Source organism: Pseudomonas wayambapalatensis, assembly GCF_049942315.1.
Lineage (GTDB): Bacteria > Pseudomonadota > Gammaproteobacteria > Pseudomonadales > Pseudomonadaceae > Aquipseudomonas > Aquipseudomonas wayambapalatensis.
The window spans coordinates 1-14,777 of sequence record NZ_JBNFMU010000051.1; the positions used below are offsets into that span (position 1 = coordinate 1).

General features: G+C 66.0%; 15 protein-coding genes. 12 read left to right on the forward strand and 3 right to left on the reverse strand.

Annotated features, from left to right (window positions below; genetic code table 11):
• Nucleotides 1-94: 94 nt before the first annotated feature.
• The 4 genes from ACPZMI_RS01480 to ACPZMI_RS01495 are packed head-to-tail and all read left to right on the forward strand — an operon-like array spanning nt 95 to nt 4,328.
• Entirely contained in the window at nt 95-1,120 is a 1,026-nt protein-coding gene (locus ACPZMI_RS01480) for an ABC transporter ATP-binding protein (protein ID WP_411383290.1), read from the forward strand.
• A gap of 1 nt (nt 1,121) precedes the next feature.
• Entirely contained in the window at nt 1,122-2,072 is a 951-nt protein-coding gene (locus ACPZMI_RS01485; RefSeq protein WP_426351540.1) for an ABC transporter permease, read from the forward strand.
• Nucleotides 2,062-2,868 (forward strand): ABC transporter permease, encoded by an 807-nt coding sequence (locus ACPZMI_RS01490; protein ID WP_186711580.1) that lies wholly within the window; start codon nt 2,062-2,064, stop codon nt 2,866-2,868. Before ACPZMI_RS01485 ends, ACPZMI_RS01490 begins: the two co-directional genes overlap by 11 nt.
• A 35-nt stretch (nt 2,869-2,903) precedes the next feature.
• On the forward strand, nt 2,904-4,328 hold the full coding sequence (locus ACPZMI_RS01495; RefSeq protein ID WP_426351541.1) for a gamma-aminobutyraldehyde dehydrogenase: 1,425 nt from the start codon (nt 2,904-2,906) through the stop codon (nt 4,326-4,328).
• Between the two features lie 132 nt (nt 4,329-4,460).
• On the opposite strand, the gene ACPZMI_RS01500 is transcribed toward ACPZMI_RS01495, so the two are convergent.
• Both ACPZMI_RS01500 and ACPZMI_RS01505 read right to left on the reverse strand, forming a co-directional pair.
• Complete coding sequence (locus tag ACPZMI_RS01500) at nt 4,461-4,922, reverse strand: hypothetical protein (RefSeq protein ID WP_411384519.1); 462 nt, start codon at nt 4,920-4,922, stop codon at nt 4,461-4,463.
• 133 nt (nt 4,923-5,055) lie between these two features.
• Entirely contained in the window at nt 5,056-6,000 is a 945-nt protein-coding gene (locus ACPZMI_RS01505) for a helix-turn-helix transcriptional regulator (RefSeq protein ID WP_186670369.1), read from the reverse strand.
• Nucleotides 6,001-6,179: 179 nt separating this feature from the next.
• Between ACPZMI_RS01505 and ACPZMI_RS01510 the strand changes: the two genes are divergently transcribed.
• Genes ACPZMI_RS01510 through ACPZMI_RS01520 form a run of 3 tightly spaced genes read left to right on the forward strand, consistent with a single transcriptional unit; the run spans nt 6,180 to nt 7,899 of the window.
• Nucleotides 6,180-6,626, forward strand: coding sequence for a hypothetical protein (locus ACPZMI_RS01510; RefSeq protein WP_186711577.1), 447 nt, complete (start codon nt 6,180-6,182; stop codon nt 6,624-6,626).
• Nucleotides 6,627-6,629: 3 nt separating this feature from the next.
• Nucleotides 6,630-7,280 carry a hypothetical protein gene (locus tag ACPZMI_RS01515; protein WP_426351542.1) on the forward strand — a complete coding sequence of 217 codons (651 nt, stop codon included), beginning with the start codon at nt 6,630-6,632 and terminating at the stop codon, nt 7,278-7,280.
• The gene (locus ACPZMI_RS01520) at nt 7,273-7,899 is read left to right on the forward strand and encodes a hypothetical protein (RefSeq protein ID WP_426351543.1); all 627 of its coding nucleotides are present in this window, start codon (nt 7,273-7,275) and stop codon (nt 7,897-7,899) included. Before ACPZMI_RS01515 ends, ACPZMI_RS01520 begins: the two co-directional genes overlap by 8 nt.
• 222 nt (nt 7,900-8,121) lie before the next feature.
• On the opposite strand, the gene ACPZMI_RS01525 is transcribed toward ACPZMI_RS01520, so the two are convergent.
• The gene (locus ACPZMI_RS01525) at nt 8,122-9,039 is read right to left on the reverse strand and encodes a LysR family transcriptional regulator (RefSeq protein ID WP_426351544.1); all 918 of its coding nucleotides are present in this window, start codon (nt 9,037-9,039) and stop codon (nt 8,122-8,124) included.
• Between the two features lie 125 nt (nt 9,040-9,164).
• Here ACPZMI_RS01525 and ACPZMI_RS01530 point away from each other — a divergent pair, with 125 nt between their 5' ends.
• The 5 genes from ACPZMI_RS01530 to ACPZMI_RS01550 are packed head-to-tail and all read left to right on the forward strand — an operon-like array spanning nt 9,165 to nt 14,625.
• Complete coding sequence (locus tag ACPZMI_RS01530; RefSeq protein ID WP_426351545.1) at nt 9,165-10,004, forward strand: HTD2 family dehydratase; 840 nt, start codon at nt 9,165-9,167, stop codon at nt 10,002-10,004.
• Nucleotides 10,005-10,034: 30 nt separating this feature from the next.
• Nucleotides 10,035-11,198 carry an acyl-CoA dehydrogenase family protein gene (locus ACPZMI_RS01535; RefSeq protein ID WP_054895253.1) on the forward strand — a complete coding sequence of 388 codons (1,164 nt, stop codon included), beginning with the start codon at nt 10,035-10,037 and terminating at the stop codon, nt 11,196-11,198.
• A 10-nt stretch (nt 11,199-11,208) separates the two neighbouring features.
• Complete coding sequence (locus ACPZMI_RS01540; protein WP_426351546.1) at nt 11,209-12,558, forward strand: MmgE/PrpD family protein; 1,350 nt, start codon at nt 11,209-11,211, stop codon at nt 12,556-12,558.
• A gap of 20 nt (nt 12,559-12,578) precedes the next feature.
• Nucleotides 12,579-13,778 carry a CaiB/BaiF CoA transferase family protein gene (locus ACPZMI_RS01545; protein WP_426351547.1) on the forward strand — a complete coding sequence of 400 codons (1,200 nt, stop codon included), beginning with the start codon at nt 12,579-12,581 and terminating at the stop codon, nt 13,776-13,778.
• Nucleotides 13,779-13,797: 19 nt separating this feature from the next.
• Nucleotides 13,798-14,625, forward strand: coding sequence for an HpcH/HpaI aldolase/citrate lyase family protein (locus tag ACPZMI_RS01550; protein WP_426351548.1), 828 nt, complete (start codon nt 13,798-13,800; stop codon nt 14,623-14,625).
• The last annotated feature ends 152 nt before the right edge of the window (nt 14,626-14,777 follow it).

The window sequence follows — 14,777 nt, forward strand, 5'->3', positions numbered from 1 at the left end:
TTCGCGGGCAAGCCCGCTCCCACAAAGGCAGCACCCACAAAGGCCACTCCCGAAGGTCCGCCCCCGATAACTTCCAGCCCCCGGAGCCTCCACCATGCCCCCAGCCGTCCAGTTCACCCAGGTCTCCCGTCAGTTCGGCGAGGTGAAGGCCGTCGACCAGGTGTCGATCGACATCCAGGACGGCGAATTCTTTTCCATGCTCGGCCCCTCGGGCTCGGGCAAGACCACCTGCTTGCGCCTGATCGCAGGTTTCGAGCAGCCCAGCGCCGGTTCCATCCGCATCCATGGCCTCGAAGCCGCTGGCCTGCCGCCCTATCAGCGTGACGTCAACACGGTGTTCCAGGACTACGCGCTGTTCCCGCACATGAACGTGCTGGACAACATCGCCTACGGCCTGAAGGTCAAGGGCGTGGCCCGCACCGAGCGTTTACAGCGCGCCGAGCAGGCGCTGGAGATGGTCGCCCTCGGCGGCTATGGCTCGCGCAAGCCTGTGCAGCTTTCCGGTGGCCAGCGCCAGCGCGTGGCCCTGGCCCGCGCGCTGGTCAATCGCCCGCGCGTGCTGCTGCTCGACGAGCCGCTGGGCGCGCTCGACCTCAAGCTGCGCGAGCAGATGCAGGGCGAACTCAAGCGCCTGCAACGGCAACTGGGCATCACCTTCATCTTCGTCACCCACGACCAGAGCGAAGCGCTGTCGATGTCCGACCGTGTCGCGGTATTCAACAAAGGGCGCATCGAGCAGGTCGATACCCCGCGCAACCTGTACATGAAACCGGCCACCGCCTTCGTCGCCGAATTCGTCGGCACCTCCAACGTGCTGCGTGGCGAGCTCGCCAGCCAACTGGTCGGCGATGCCCGGCCGTTCTCCATTCGTCCCGAACACATCCGCTTCGCCTTGGGCGAACGGGGAGCCAGCGAAGTGGAGGTCAGCGGCCTGCTGCACGATATCCAGTACCAGGGCGCCGCAACCCGCTACGAGATCCGCCTGGACAACGGCCAGCACCTGAGCCTGAGCCAGGCCAACAGCCAGTGGGGCGACGGCCCGGCCAGCCACCAGCCGGGCCAGCGTGTTACCGCCCGTTGGGCGCGCGAGGCCATGGTGGCGCTGAGCGAGGGCGTGTGAGATGAGCCTGACCCTCGATGCCACGGCGCCGGAAGCCCGTCACGGCGCCCTGCGCGGGCTGTCCAACCTGCTCTACCGCAAGCCGACGCTGTACCTGTCGCTGCTGCTGGTGCCGCCGCTGCTGTGGTTCGGCGCGATCTACCTGGGCTCGTTGCTGACCCTGTTGTGGCAGGGCTTCTACACCTTCGACGATTTCACCATGACGGTGACGCCGAGCCTGACCTGGGCCAACTTCGCCGCGCTGTTCACCCCGGCCAACTTCGACATCATCCAGCGCACCGTGCTGATGGCCGTGGCGGTGTCCATCGCCAGTGCTGCGCTGGCGTTCCCCATCGCCTACTACATGGCGCGCTACACCAGCGGCAAGACCAAGGCGTTCTTCTACATCGCGGTGATGCTGCCGATGTGGGCCAGCTACATCGTCAAGGCCTACGCCTGGACCCTGCTGCTGGCCAAGGGCGGGGTGGCCATGTGGTTCGTCCAGCACCTGGGCCTGGAGCCGTTGCTGAACCTGCTGCTGAGCGTGCCCGGGGGGGGCGGCAACACCTTGTCGACTTCGAACCTGGGGCGCTTCCTGGTATTCGTCTACATCTGGCTGCCGTTCATGATCCTGCCGATCCAGGCGTCGCTGGAGCGCCTGCCACCGTCGTTGCTGCAAGCCTCGGCTGACCTGGGGGCGCAGCCGCGCCAGACTTTCATGCAGGTGATCCTGCCGCTGTCGGTGCCCGGCATCGCCGCGGGCTCGATCTTCACCTTCAGCCTCACGCTGGGCGACTTCATCGTGCCGTCGCTGGTCGGGCCGCCTGGCTACTTCATCGGCGGCATGGTCTACGCCCAGCAGGGTGCCATCGGCAACATGCCCATGGCTGCGGCCTTCACCCTGGTGCCGATCGTGCTGATCGCCGTCTACCTGTCCATCGTCAAACGCCTGGGGGCCTTCGATGCACTCTGAAAAAGCGTCCTGGGGCCTGAAGCTTGCGGCCTGGGGAGGGCTGGTGTTCCTGCACTTCCCGATCCTGATCATCTTCCTGTACGCCTTCAACACCGAAGACGCTGCGTTCAGCTTTCCGCCGCAGGGCTTCACCCTGCACTGGTTCAGCGTGGCCTTCGCCCGTCAGGACGTGCTCGATGCCGTGACCCTGTCGGTGAAGATCGCCGCCCTCGCCACGCTGATCGCCATGGTGCTGGGCACGCTGGCGGCGGCTGCGTTGTACCGGCGTGATTTCTTCGGCAAGGAAAGCATCTCGCTGATGCTGATCCTGCCGATCGCCTTGCCCGGCATCATCACCGGCATCGCGTTGCTGTCGGCGTTCAAGACCCTGGGCATCGAGCCTGGCTTCATGACCATCGTCGTCGGGCACGCGACCTTCTGCGTGGTGATCGTCTACAACAACGTCATCGCCCGCTTCAGGCGCACTTCGCATAGCCTGATCGAAGCCTCGATGGACCTGGGCGCCGACGGCTGGCAGACCTTCCGCTACGTGATCCTGCCCAACCTCGGCTCGGCGCTGCTGGCCGGCGGCATGCTGGCGTTCGCCCTGTCGTTTGACGAAATCATCGTCACCACCTTCACCGCCGGTCACGAACGCACCTTGCCGATCTGGCTGCTCAACCAGCTCGGTCGCCCGCGCGACGTACCGGTGACCAATGTAGTGGCGATGCTGGTGATGCTGGTGACCATGTTGCCGATCCTGGGCGCCTACTACCTGACCAAAGGTGGCGAAGGCGTTGCCGGCAGCGGCAAGTGAACACGCGAACAAGAACCTGAGAAAAGGAGCGCTTCATGCAAACCAAACTGCTGATCAACGGCCAACTGGTCGCCGGTGAAGGCGAGTCGCTCGCCGTGCTCAACCCGGCGCTCGGCACCACCCTGGTGGAGATTGCCGAAGCCACGCCGGCCCAGGTCGACACCGCCGTGCGTGCAGCCGATGCGGCGTTCGAAGGCTGGTCCCAGACCGCCCCAAAGGATCGCTCGCTGCTGTTGCTCAAGCTGGCCGATGCCATCGATGCGCACGCCGAGGAACTGGCGCGGCTGGAGTCGAACAACTGTGGCAAACCCTACCAGGCTGCGTTGAACGACGAACTGCCGGCAGTGGCTGATGTGTTCCGCTTCTTCGCCGGCGCCAGCCGTGTGCTGCAAGGCTCGGCGGCGGGTGAGTACCTGCCGGGGCACACCTCGATGATCCGCCGCGACCCGGTGGGTGTGGTGGCTTCGATCGCGCCCTGGAACTACCCGCTGATGATGGCCGCCTGGAAGCTCGGCCCGGCCCTGGCGGCGGGCAATACCGTGGTGCTCAAGCCGTCCGAGCAGACGCCGCTGACGGCCCTGCGCCTGGGCGAGCTGATCGCGGGCATCTTCCCGGCGGGCGTGGTCAACCTGGTGTTCGGTCGAGGCTCGAGCGTGGGCGAGCCGCTGACCACCCATCCCAAGGTGCGCATGGTCTCGCTGACAGGCTCCGTGGCCACTGGCAGCCGCATCATCGCCGGCACCGCCGACACCGTGAAGCGCATGCACATGGAGCTGGGCGGCAAGGCACCGGTGATCATCTTCGACGATGCCGACATCGATGCCGCGGTCGAAGGTATCCGCGCGTTCGGCTTCTACAACGCCGGGCAGGACTGCACGGCGGCCTGCCGGCTGTATGTGCAGAAGGGCGTGTACCAGGCGTTCGTCGACAAGCTCACGGCGGCGGTGGCGAGCATTCGCCTTGGCGAACAGGACGATCCCGAGACCGAACTGGGGCCGTTGATCACCCAACAGCACCTGGAGCGCGTCAGCGGTTTCGTCGAGCGGGCGCGGCAGGTGCCGCATATCCAGGTCACCACGGGCGGCAAGCGTGCCGACCGGGCGGGGTTCTTCTTCGAGCCGACGGTATTGGCGGGCGCGCAGCAGGACGATGAAGTGGTGCGGCGCGAGATCTTCGGGCCGGTGGTGTCGGTGACCGAGTTCACTGACGAGGCCCAGGCGCTGGAGTGGGCCAACGACTCGGACTACGGGCTGGCGTCGTCGGTGTGGACCCAGGATGTCGGCCGCGCGCACCGGTTGGCGGCGCGCTTGCAGTATGGCTGCACCTGGGTGAACACCCATTTCATGCTGGTCAGCGAGATGCCCCATGGCGGGGTGAAGCTGTCCGGGTATGGCAAGGACATGTCGATGTATGGGCTGGAGGATTACACGGCCATTCGGCATGTGATGATCAAGCACTGATAGGCGTTGGGGGCATCCCTGGGAGCCAGCCCAATCCCTGTGGGGGCGGGCTGGCTTTTAGAGTTTGAACAACACAGTTGTCCCCACAAGGTACTGAGCGGCAGCAGGGGAGAACCCGCATACCGCCTTGAATCAGTTGCTCGGCCGCTGCTTGGTCGCATCCAGCTCGGCTTTCTTGCCTGTCGTCACTTCAGTGATCTTTGCCGACTTCTCGATCGCCAGGTCGAAGGTGTCCTGCATCTTGGCGATGGCGTCGGTCGGGGTGCCGGCCAGGCCGCCCTTGGCCGCCCAATCGAAGTTCCACACCCCGGACAGGTTGTCGGCGCCGGGGACGTCATGGGTTTCGATGGCGGTGAACACATCCGGGTGGCGCTGCATGTATTTCGCCGCATCCGACACATTGGCCGGTACATTGCCGGACTTGTTGTCGGCCAGCTTGTCGAGTTCGTCCTTGGTGATGGCCGACTTGCCGGTCTGGCGCATGTAGTCGGCGATCACCTGGCTCGACTTGGCAGTGTCCAGGCGGTTGTCGAAGGCCGAGCTCGAGGCTTTTGGCGTGTTGGACCCGCCACCAGCGGGGGTGATGGTAGACATTGGCTCTGCTCCCGAAACGGAAAGGAAGGGGTCGTCTTGATGACGGCTCCGGACGGTAGCATGGGCAATTGGCTAGTACTGTGAGGCTTCACAACGATTCACAACAGCTCACAGCTTTCACAGCGCAGGGCAATCACTCCATACCTGGCGGATGCCCGTGGTAGGCCTTGTAGGCGTTGCTGAAATTGGCCGGGTTGGCGTAGCCCAGGCGATAGGCGATCTGCGCGACCTGCCATTTGCGTTGCAGCAGCAGCGTGCGGGCCAGCTCCATGCGTTGCTGGCGCAGGTACTGCAGCATCGACTGGCCGAACACCTTGGCGAAGGCGCGGCGCAGGGTGGTTTCGCCCACCCCGAGTTGCCGGGCCAGGGCCAGGCTGCCGGGCGGATCGACCAGGTCCAGGTCGAGCAGGCGCCGTGCTTCGTGGGCCAGGTCCCGTTGACCCCGTACCGTCGGCGTAGGTGCCTGTGGGCTGCCACCGAGGTGCACGGCCAGTTCCACCAGCAACCCCAGGCTCAGGCTCTCCTGGTGCAGGCGCTTGAGCGTGCCGTGGTAGGGCGAGTGATAGAGCTGCAGCAGCAGGCGACCCAGCGCCGGGCAGCGCTCGAAATCGGTAAAGCGCATGCCGTCGGCGAGCAGCCCGAGCAGGGGTTGCAGGTGTGGGTCTTGCTCGGCCAGTTCGCGCAGGTAGTCGGCACCGACGCGCAGCCCGGCCATGCGCGCGTGGCTGTCGGCGGGTAGCTGGTCGAAGGCTTCCATGTGCTCGCTCAGGCCCAGCGCGTGAGTCTTGCCGCTGAGGTAGTGGTTGAGTCGGCCGTCGACCCGGTGCTGCCATTGGCCGCTGAGCATGTGCACCAGGCACAGGCTGTCGGGCAAAACCTTGTGGATGCGCAGCGGCTCGGGAAACTGCAGGTCGCAGTCGAAGTACTGCAGGTGTGCGCGCACGGTGTGGGCGCGATAGTGACCGATCGCACTGCCCATGACCTGGCTGGCGGCGCTGTCGAGGACGCCCGCTTGGGCCAGCGAGCCTGGGCGGTCGAAGCTGAACTGCATGTCCAGGTAAGGGGTCCAGCGTTCCATCGGCCAAGCCTGTCCATAGGGTGTCGTGGCGGGTGGCGGAATGTTAACGCGAACACGCTTCGGGCGTCAGCCATTGTGCGCAACGGCCTGTTTGTTGTGCGCAGCGGCCAGGCCGGTTGGCAGGCTGGCCCACGCCCCTTTCAATACAAGGCCCCCCAGGATTTCGAGGAGCAAGCAGGATGTCGATTCATCGCAGATGGGCGGCCGGCATGGTCGCAGCATTGGCGCTCGTGGGCGCCATGGCTCAGGCCCAGGAGCGACCATCGGTGGCCGACAAGGTCGTGGCCTATGCCGGCGAGCAGGGCGTGAAGGTCTGGACCCTGCGCATCGGCGATCGCAGCGCCAACGAGGCGCTGGTGCAGGTCGAGGGTGTCGATCACGACTGGAACATGCGCATCCAGAAGATGAACGTCGAGAAGACCGACAAGCTGACCCGCTACTACACCACGGTCGACGGGCAAAAGTTCGCTGCACTGGTGATCCAGGGCTCGAACAGCTGGAGCGCCAGCGAACTGTATCTGCCCGGCGAAGCCCAGGCGCTGAAGATCGGCTACTCGCAGGCCCTGTCCGAACAAGGCAACGCCCAGGCGTTCCTGACCGATTACCTCAATGCCGGTACCGAGTAAGCCATGACCACGCCACAACATCCCGATCCATCCATTTCTCCCGACGAATACGGTCAGTCCCGCGCCGCCCAGCGTGACCGTGTGATCGCCGAACTGCGCCTGATGATCGAGCGAGTTCCGGAACAGACCGAATTCACCAACTCCCGACGCTACAAGCTGTGGGGGCCGATCATGTTGCTGGTATCGCTGGGCATGCTGGCGATGGCCGTCAACATGGGGCGAACCGGGCTGACGGTATGCGCCGGCTTCCTGGTCGTGTTCTCCCTGCTCGTCACCTGGCAGCACCGGGACGCGGGCAAGCAGGTGTTCATGCGTCTGACCCGTCGCCAGCTGTTTGTCGATACGCTCGATGCGCCGATCGAAATGGCCGAGGTGCAAGACATTCTGGTCAAGGACGAAGGCTTGCTGACCTTGCAGAAACTCACGCTCGACTCTAACGCCCATCTGCCCAGGCATCACGTCGCCAGGCTGCAGGTATTCGGCAACCAGGCCATGTCGCTGAAAAAGCCCGAGCCGCATGTACGCATCCACTCTGCCGGGCTGATGACCGGTGGGCGCAAGCTGGGCTGCGACGAAATCGCCGCACTGCTGGGTGCCTACCGCGACGCCGCTTGTGCACAGCAGCAACTGGATGCCCTGCAGGCTCATGGCTGACACCGACCGGGAAACCTTGCTGGCCTGGCTCGGGGCTCACGCGGAGGAGTCCTGCAAGCCTTTGGCGCTGCACGAATCCTCGCGTGGCAAGGCGCTGGCCTGTGCGTTGCTGGCGTTTTCGCTGGTGTTGGTCGGCGGCTGGCTGGCCAGTTTGCCTGCGCAGTGGCAGATGCAATCCGGGCAATGGTTGCTGTGGGGGCCTGGCGTGCTGCTGCTGGTTGCCGGCGTGGCTGGGCTGGCGCTCGCCGAGGGGCTGCGCCGAAGACATGGCAAGTGTGTGCTGAGTGTGACTGACGACTGTGTGCTGTTCGCCAACTCGCACGCGCCGACGCCCTTGTACTGTTTCGATGGGTTCGAAATCGACCAGCGTCACCTGAGCATGACGCTGGTGTTTTCGCTGGCAGCCATCAGCCGTGCGCCGCAGCTTGCGCCTGCCTGCTTCAAGTCACTGGTGGCGCCGGATGCGTGGCCAGTGGCCGGTGGCTTGCGGGTGAAGTTGTGGGTGTGCACGCCGGTGGTGGACGGGCGGCGCGTCGATCTGCAGGCGCTGACCGACCGGCTGTATGTCTGCATGGAAGCAGCTCAGGCGCGGCGCACGCTGGGGCAGTTGGGGATGTGATCCTGAGGGCGCTTTGGGGGAACAACTGTCTTGTTCAAAATCTAAAGGCCAGCCCAATCCCTCTGTAGGAGCGGGCTTGCCCGCGAAGCAGACACCGCGGTGCATGGCCAGGGCTTCGCCCTGGTTCGCGGGCAAGCCCGCTCCCACAGAAGTGGACTGCCCCCGCAGCTGTAAAGGCAACTGTCTTGTTCAAAATCCAAAGGCCAGCCCAATCCCACAGGGTCACCCGCGGTCACTGTCAGCGCCGGTGCCATCCACCTGCGGCATCAAGGTCGCGATCAACGCCCGTACCGTCCCCGGCAACGCATCCAGCTCGCGTACCAGGATGCTGCGTTCACGCACCGCCCAGGGCTCGTCCAGGGCGATGGTGACCAGGTTCATGGTGTGGCTGTGGCGCACCGCCGCAGACTCGGGAATGATCCCGATCCCCACACCCGCCTCGACCATCCGGCAGATCGCCTCGAAGCTGGACATCTGGATCCGCAGCGCCAGGCTCTGGCCAATACGCTCGACGTGGTCGCGCAGGAACGTCAGCAAAGTGCTGCCGTCATGCAGGCCGATGTGCTGGTAGGCCAGGGTCTGCTTGAGCGTCACCTGGCGGCGGCCCGCCAGCTCGTGACCGGCCGGCACGATCAGCACCAGCCGGTCGGTACTGAAGCGCATCACCTGTAGACCCGCCGCCTCCACGGGCCCGGCGATGATGCCCATGTCGCTGCTGCCATCGAGCACCCCGCGCACGATATCGCGCGACAACCGCTCCTGCAGATCGACCGTCACCCCCGGCCGCTGGGCGAGAAACCCGGCCAGTACCTCGGGCAGGAACTCGGTCACCGCAGTGGTGTTGGCGAAGATGCGGATGTGCCCGGCCGAATCGGTGCCGAACTGGGTGAACTCGGCCTTGAGGTACTCCACCTGACGCATGATCAGGCGCGCATGGGTCAGCAGTTTCTGACCGGCGGGCGTCAGCTCCACGCCACGGCTGTCGCGGTACAGCAGGCGGGTATCGAGCTGCGCCTCGAGGGCCTTGATCCGCGCGCTGGCCGCGGCGGGGGAGAGGAACGCACGGCGCGCGCCTTGGGTGAGGCTCGGCGATTCGCCGATGTGGATGAAGAGCCGCAAGTCAGCCAGGTCGAAGTGCATGGGGTGTCCTGTCGTAGCAGAGGCGTTCGGCATTTATGAACGCTGGTTTACGCAAATGCAAATTCACAGAATGCCGGGCGCCTCGCATGATCGGCCCATAACAACAAATGCAGAGGCCCATGCTCATGACTGCTTCGACTTTGCCCACCGACTTCAGCGCCTGGATCGGCCGCACCGAAGAGGCCTGGGATGTGCTCAGCCGCAACCTGGTCAAGCGCATCGCCGCGACCTTCGGCGAGGCCGCGCCAGGCCATGGTGACGCGCTGCCGCACCTGTGGACCTGGTGCTTCTTCCAGGAGCCGCTGCCGGAGTCGCAACTGGGCACGGACGGTCACCCTGCCCGTGGCGGCTTCCTGCCACCGGCCGACAACCGCAACCGCATGTGGGCGGGCGGGCGGGTCGAGTTCATCGTGCCGTTGAAGGTTGGCGGTGAAGCCCACCGCCTGTCGACCATCCTGCACATCGAGGAAAAGCACGGGCGCACCGGCGCACTGCTGTTCGTCACCGTGCGCCACGATTACTCCCAGGACGGCCGCCTGTGCATCCGCGAGGAACAGGACATCGTCTACCGCGAGCCCAACCCGCCCAAGCGCGGCAGCGGCACGCCGAGCGAGGCGGGCGAGTGGAATGAAACCATCACCCCGACGCCGACGCTGCTGTTCCGCTACTCGGCCATCACCTTCAACGGCCACCGCATTCACTACGACCACCCCTACGTCACCGAGACCGAGGGCTACCCCGGCCTGGTGGTGCATGGCCCGATGATCGCCACCCTCAACCTGCGCGCCTTCGTGCGGGCCCACCCCGACAAGCCCGTGCGCCACTTCGCCTACCGCGGTGTGCGGCCGCTGACCCTGCCTGCAGCGTTCCAGGTCAGTGGCTGCATCGAAGCACCCGGCAAGGCACGCCTGTGGGCCGGCAATGCCGACGGCACAGCCCAGAGCGCCGAAGTGATCTTCGACTGACTTCCTTAAGCCTTCGCAGAGAATCCACACATGCACAGCTACGACAGCGATGACCTCAATGCCATCCGCGAGGGCGTGCGCGCCCTGTGCGCCGAATTCCCCGCCGAATACTGGCGCAGGATCGATGAAGAAAAAGGTTTCCCGGAAGCCTTCGTCAAGGCCATGACCGATGCCGGCTGGCTGTCGGCGATGATCCCCGAAGAGTACGGCGGATCGGGCCTGGGCCTGGCCGAGGCTTCGGTGATTCTCGAGGAGGTCAACCGCTGTGGCGGCAACTCCGGCACCATCCACGGGCAGATGTACAACATGTTCACCCTGCTGCGAAACGGCAGCGACGAGCAGAAGCGCTTCTACCTGCCCAAGCTTGCCAGTGGCGAGCTGCGTCTGCAGTCGATGGGCGTGACCGAGCCGACCACCGGCACCGACACCACCAAGATCAAGACCACCGCCGTGCGCCAGGGCGACAAGTACGTGATCAACGGGCAGAAAGTATGGATCTCGCGCGTGCAGCATTCGGACCTGATGATCCTGCTGGCACGCACCACGCCGCTGCCGGAGGTGAAGAAGAAATCCGAAGGCATGTCGATCTTCCTGGTCGACCTGCGTGAAGCGATCGGCAACGGCCTGACCGTGCAGCCGATCGCCAACATGGTCAACCACGAGACCAACGAGCTGTTCTTCGACAACCTGGAAATCCCGGCCAGCAGCCTGATTGGCGAGGAGGGCAAAGGGTTCCGCTACATCCTCGACGGCCTGAACGCCGAGCGCACGCTGATTGCCGCCGAATGCATCGGCGATGGCCGCTGGTTCGTCGAGAAGGCCAGCCAGTACGCCCGCGACCGCGTGGTGTTCGGCCGCCCGATTGGACAGAACCAGGGCGTGCAGTTCCCCATCGCCGAAGCCCATATCGAGATCGAGGCCGCCGACCTGATGCGCTGGCGTGCCTGCGCCGAATACGACAGCGGCGCCAACGCCGGGGCGGCGGCGAACATGGCCAAGTACCTGGCGGCCAAGGCCTCGTGGGAGGCGGCCAATGCCTGCCTGCAGACCCATGGCGGCTTTGGTTTCGCCAACGAATACGACGTCGAGCGCAAGTTCCGCGAGACCCGCCTGTACCAGGTGGCGCCGATCTCCACCAACCTGATCCTGTCGTACGTGGCCGAGCACCTGCTCGAGCTGCCGCGCAGCTTCTGAGGAGCCGACCATGCGTGATACCCAAGCCCTGGCCAGCTTCCTGGCCGACCTGCGCTACGAGGCCATCCCCGGCGCCGTGCTGGATCGCACCGAAGACCTGTTTCTCGACTGGCTCGGCTCGGCCCTGGCCAGCCAGGGATCGCACCCGATCCCGCTGTTCGAGCGTTACGCCGAGCGCATGGGCCCATCGTCGGGGCGCGCGCGCGTGCTGACCAATGGTCGGCGCACCTCGGCCTATTTCGCCGCCCTGGTCAACGGCGCCGCCTCGCACCTGGTCGAGCAGGACGACCTGCACAACAGCTCCGTGCTGCACCCGGCCACCGTGGTGTTCTCCGCCGTGCTGGCGGCCGCGCAAGACCTGGGCAAGTCCGGACAGGACCTGCTGCTGGCCTCGGTGGCCGGCTACGAGGCCGGCATCCGCATCGGCGAATTCCTCGGCCGTTCGCACTATCGGATCTTCCACACCACCGCCACGGTCGGCACCCTGGCTGCCGCCGTGGGCGTGGGCAAGCTGCTGGACTTCAACCAGGAGCAGTTCATCAATCTGCTCGGCAGCGCCGGCACCCAGGCTGCGGGGCTGTGGGAGTTTCTGCGCGACGCTGCCGACTCCAAGCAGTTGCACACCGCCAAGGCCGCCGCCGATGGCCTGCTCGCCGCTTACCTCACCGCCGATGGCCTGAGTGGGGCGCGCAACATCCTCGAAGGCGACCAGGGCATGGCCGCAGGCATGTCCAGCGATGCCGACCCCGCGCGGCTCTCCGACCGGCTCGGCACACGCTGGGCGCTGGCGGAAACCTCGTTCAAGTTCCACGCCTCGTGTCGTCACACCCACCCGGCGGCTGATGCACTGCTGCACCTGATGCAGCGCGAGGAGCTGGGCCACGAGCAGATCGCCGAAGTGATCACCCGCGTGCACCAGGGCGCCATCGATGTGTTGGGGCGGGTGACCACACCGACCACCGTGCATCAGGCCAAGTTCTCCATGGGCACGGTACTGGGCCTGATCGCCGTGCATGGCAGTGCGCAGTTGCTGGAGTTCCGCGACCTGGCACTGACCGATCCGCGCATCGCCGCGTTCCGCGACAAGGTGCGCATGCAGTTGGACCCTGAGGTGGACGGCGCCTATCCGGCGCGCTGGCTGGGGCGGGTCGAGGTGCGCTGCGTCGATGGCCGGCAGTTCAGCGCCGCCATCGACGAACCCAAGGGCGATCCGGGCAACACCCTGTCGCGCCCAGAGCTGGAGGCCAAGTTCCAGCGCCTGCTGGCCTATGCCGGGCAGCGCAGCGAGGCCGAGGGCCGAGCGCTGATCGAGCGCGTCTGGCAACTGCGCGACGCGCAGTCGCTGGCGGACCTGCATTGAACACCGAACAGGAATTTGCCATGACCCAATCCGCTCCCCGCCCGCTGGACGGCATCACCGTCGTCAGCCTGGAACATGCCATCGCCGCGCCGTTCTGCACCCGCCAACTGGCGGACCTGGGCGCGCGCGTGATCAAGATCGAGCGCCCCGGCAGCGGCGATTTCGCCCGCGGCTACGACCAGCGTGTCGATGGCCTGGCCTCGCACTTTGTCTGGACCAACCGCTCCAAGCAGAGCCTGACCCTGGACCTCAAGCAGGACGAGGCGGACGACATCCTGCTGGCGCTGCTGGCCAAGGCCGACGTGCTGGTGCAGAACCTCGCACCAGGTGCGGCGGCGCGCATGGGGTTGTCGTTCGAGGCCCTGCACTCGCGCTTTCCGCGGCTGATCGTCTGCGATATCTCCGGCTACGGCGAAGGTGGCCCGTACGAGAAGAAAAAGGCCTACGACCTGCTGATCCAGAGCGAGGGCGGTTTTCTCTCGGTGACCGGCGGGCCGGGCGAGGAACAGATGGCCAAGGCCGGATGCTCGGTCGCCGATATCGCTGCCGGTATGTATGCCTATACCGGCGTGCTGTCGGCGCTGCTGCTGCGTGACAAGACCGGCGTCGGCAGCCGCATCGACGTGTCGATGCTGGAGAGCCTGGTGGAATGGATGGGCTACCCGATGTACTACGCCTACAACGGTGCGCCGCCACCACCGCGGGCGGGCGCGTCGCACTCGACCATCTACCCGTACGGGCCATTCCCCACTGGCGGTGGCGGCACGATCATGCTGGGGCTGCAGAACGAGCGGGAATGGCAGCTGTTTTGCGAGAAGGTGCTGCTCGACCCGGCGCTGGCCAGCGATGCGCGGTTCTCCGCGAACTTCCGTCGCTCGGAGAACCGCGAGGTGCTGCGCCAGATCATCATCGACCGCTTCGCCGCGCTGTCGCTGGACGAGGTGGTGGCGCGTCTTGAGGACGCGCAGATCGCCAACGCCCGGGTCAACGACATGCAGGGCGTCTGGCAGCACCCGCAGCTCAAGGCCCGCGACTGCTGGCGCGAGGTCGACAGCCCGGCTGGCAAGCTGCCGTCGCTGCTGCCGCCGGGGCGCAACGCCGCCTTTACCCCGCGCATGGACCCGGTGCCGGGGCTGGGCCAGCACAGCGCAGCGATTCTCGAGGAGCTGGGTTTCTCGGTCGAAGACCAGGCCCGGCTGGCGGCTGCTGGTGTCGTTTGATGACAAGGAGTGATTGCTGATGCCGCAAACCATCGTCCGTTCCGCGCTGTTCGTGCCGGGCAGCCGCCCCGAGCGTTTCGCCAAGGCCCTTGCTGCCGGTGCCGATGCTGTCATCGTCGATTTCGAGGATGCCGTCGAGGAGCCGCTCAAGCGCCAGGCGCGCGACAACCTCGCCGCCTTTCTGGCAGCCCATCCGCAGGCGCGGGTGTGGGTCAGGGTCAACGCCCCGGAGCATGCCGGGCATGCCGATGACCTGGCGTTCTGCGCGCAGCAGCCCGGCGTCAGCGCCGTGTTGCTACCCAAGGTCGAGAATGCCGCCCAGGTGGCGGTGGCCTGGCGCACCGGCAAGCCGGTGCTGCCGATCATCGAGACGGCCAAGGGCTTGCTGGCGCTGGAGCGTATTGCCGGTGCCGACGGGGTCGAGCGTTTGTCGTTCGGTAGCCTGGACCTGGCGCTGGACCTGAACCTCAACACTGACAGCGCCTCGGCCCAGCGCTTTCTCGACCAGGCGCGCATGGCGGTGCAGTTGCATTCGCGCGGCGCCGATCTGGCGCCCCCGCTGGACGGGGTGTTCCCGGCCATCGGCGACCCGCAAGGGCAGCAGCGGGCCATGCGCCATGCCTATGACATGGGCTATGGCGGGGCGCTGTGCATCCATCCCAGCCAGGTGCCGTTGATTCATGGCGTGCTGGCGCCGAGCAGCGAAGAGCTGGCCTGGGCACGGCGGGTGGTGGACGCCAGTGTAGCGGCCGAGGGCGCCGGGGCGTTCCAGCTCGATGGGCAGATGGTCGATGCGCCGGTGCTGTTGCGGGCGCAGCGGCTGTTGGCATTGGCCGAAAGCACCTAGGCCTTTCGCGGGGCAAGCCGGTGCCCGACACCGCGGTGTCCTTTTCGCGGGCAAGCCCCCCCCCCCCAGAGGTGGGCTGGGTTGCAACTTTGGAAACAACAACGGCAAGTACAGCGCTGACCCTGGGCTCCACACTGTACCCGTCGGAACGG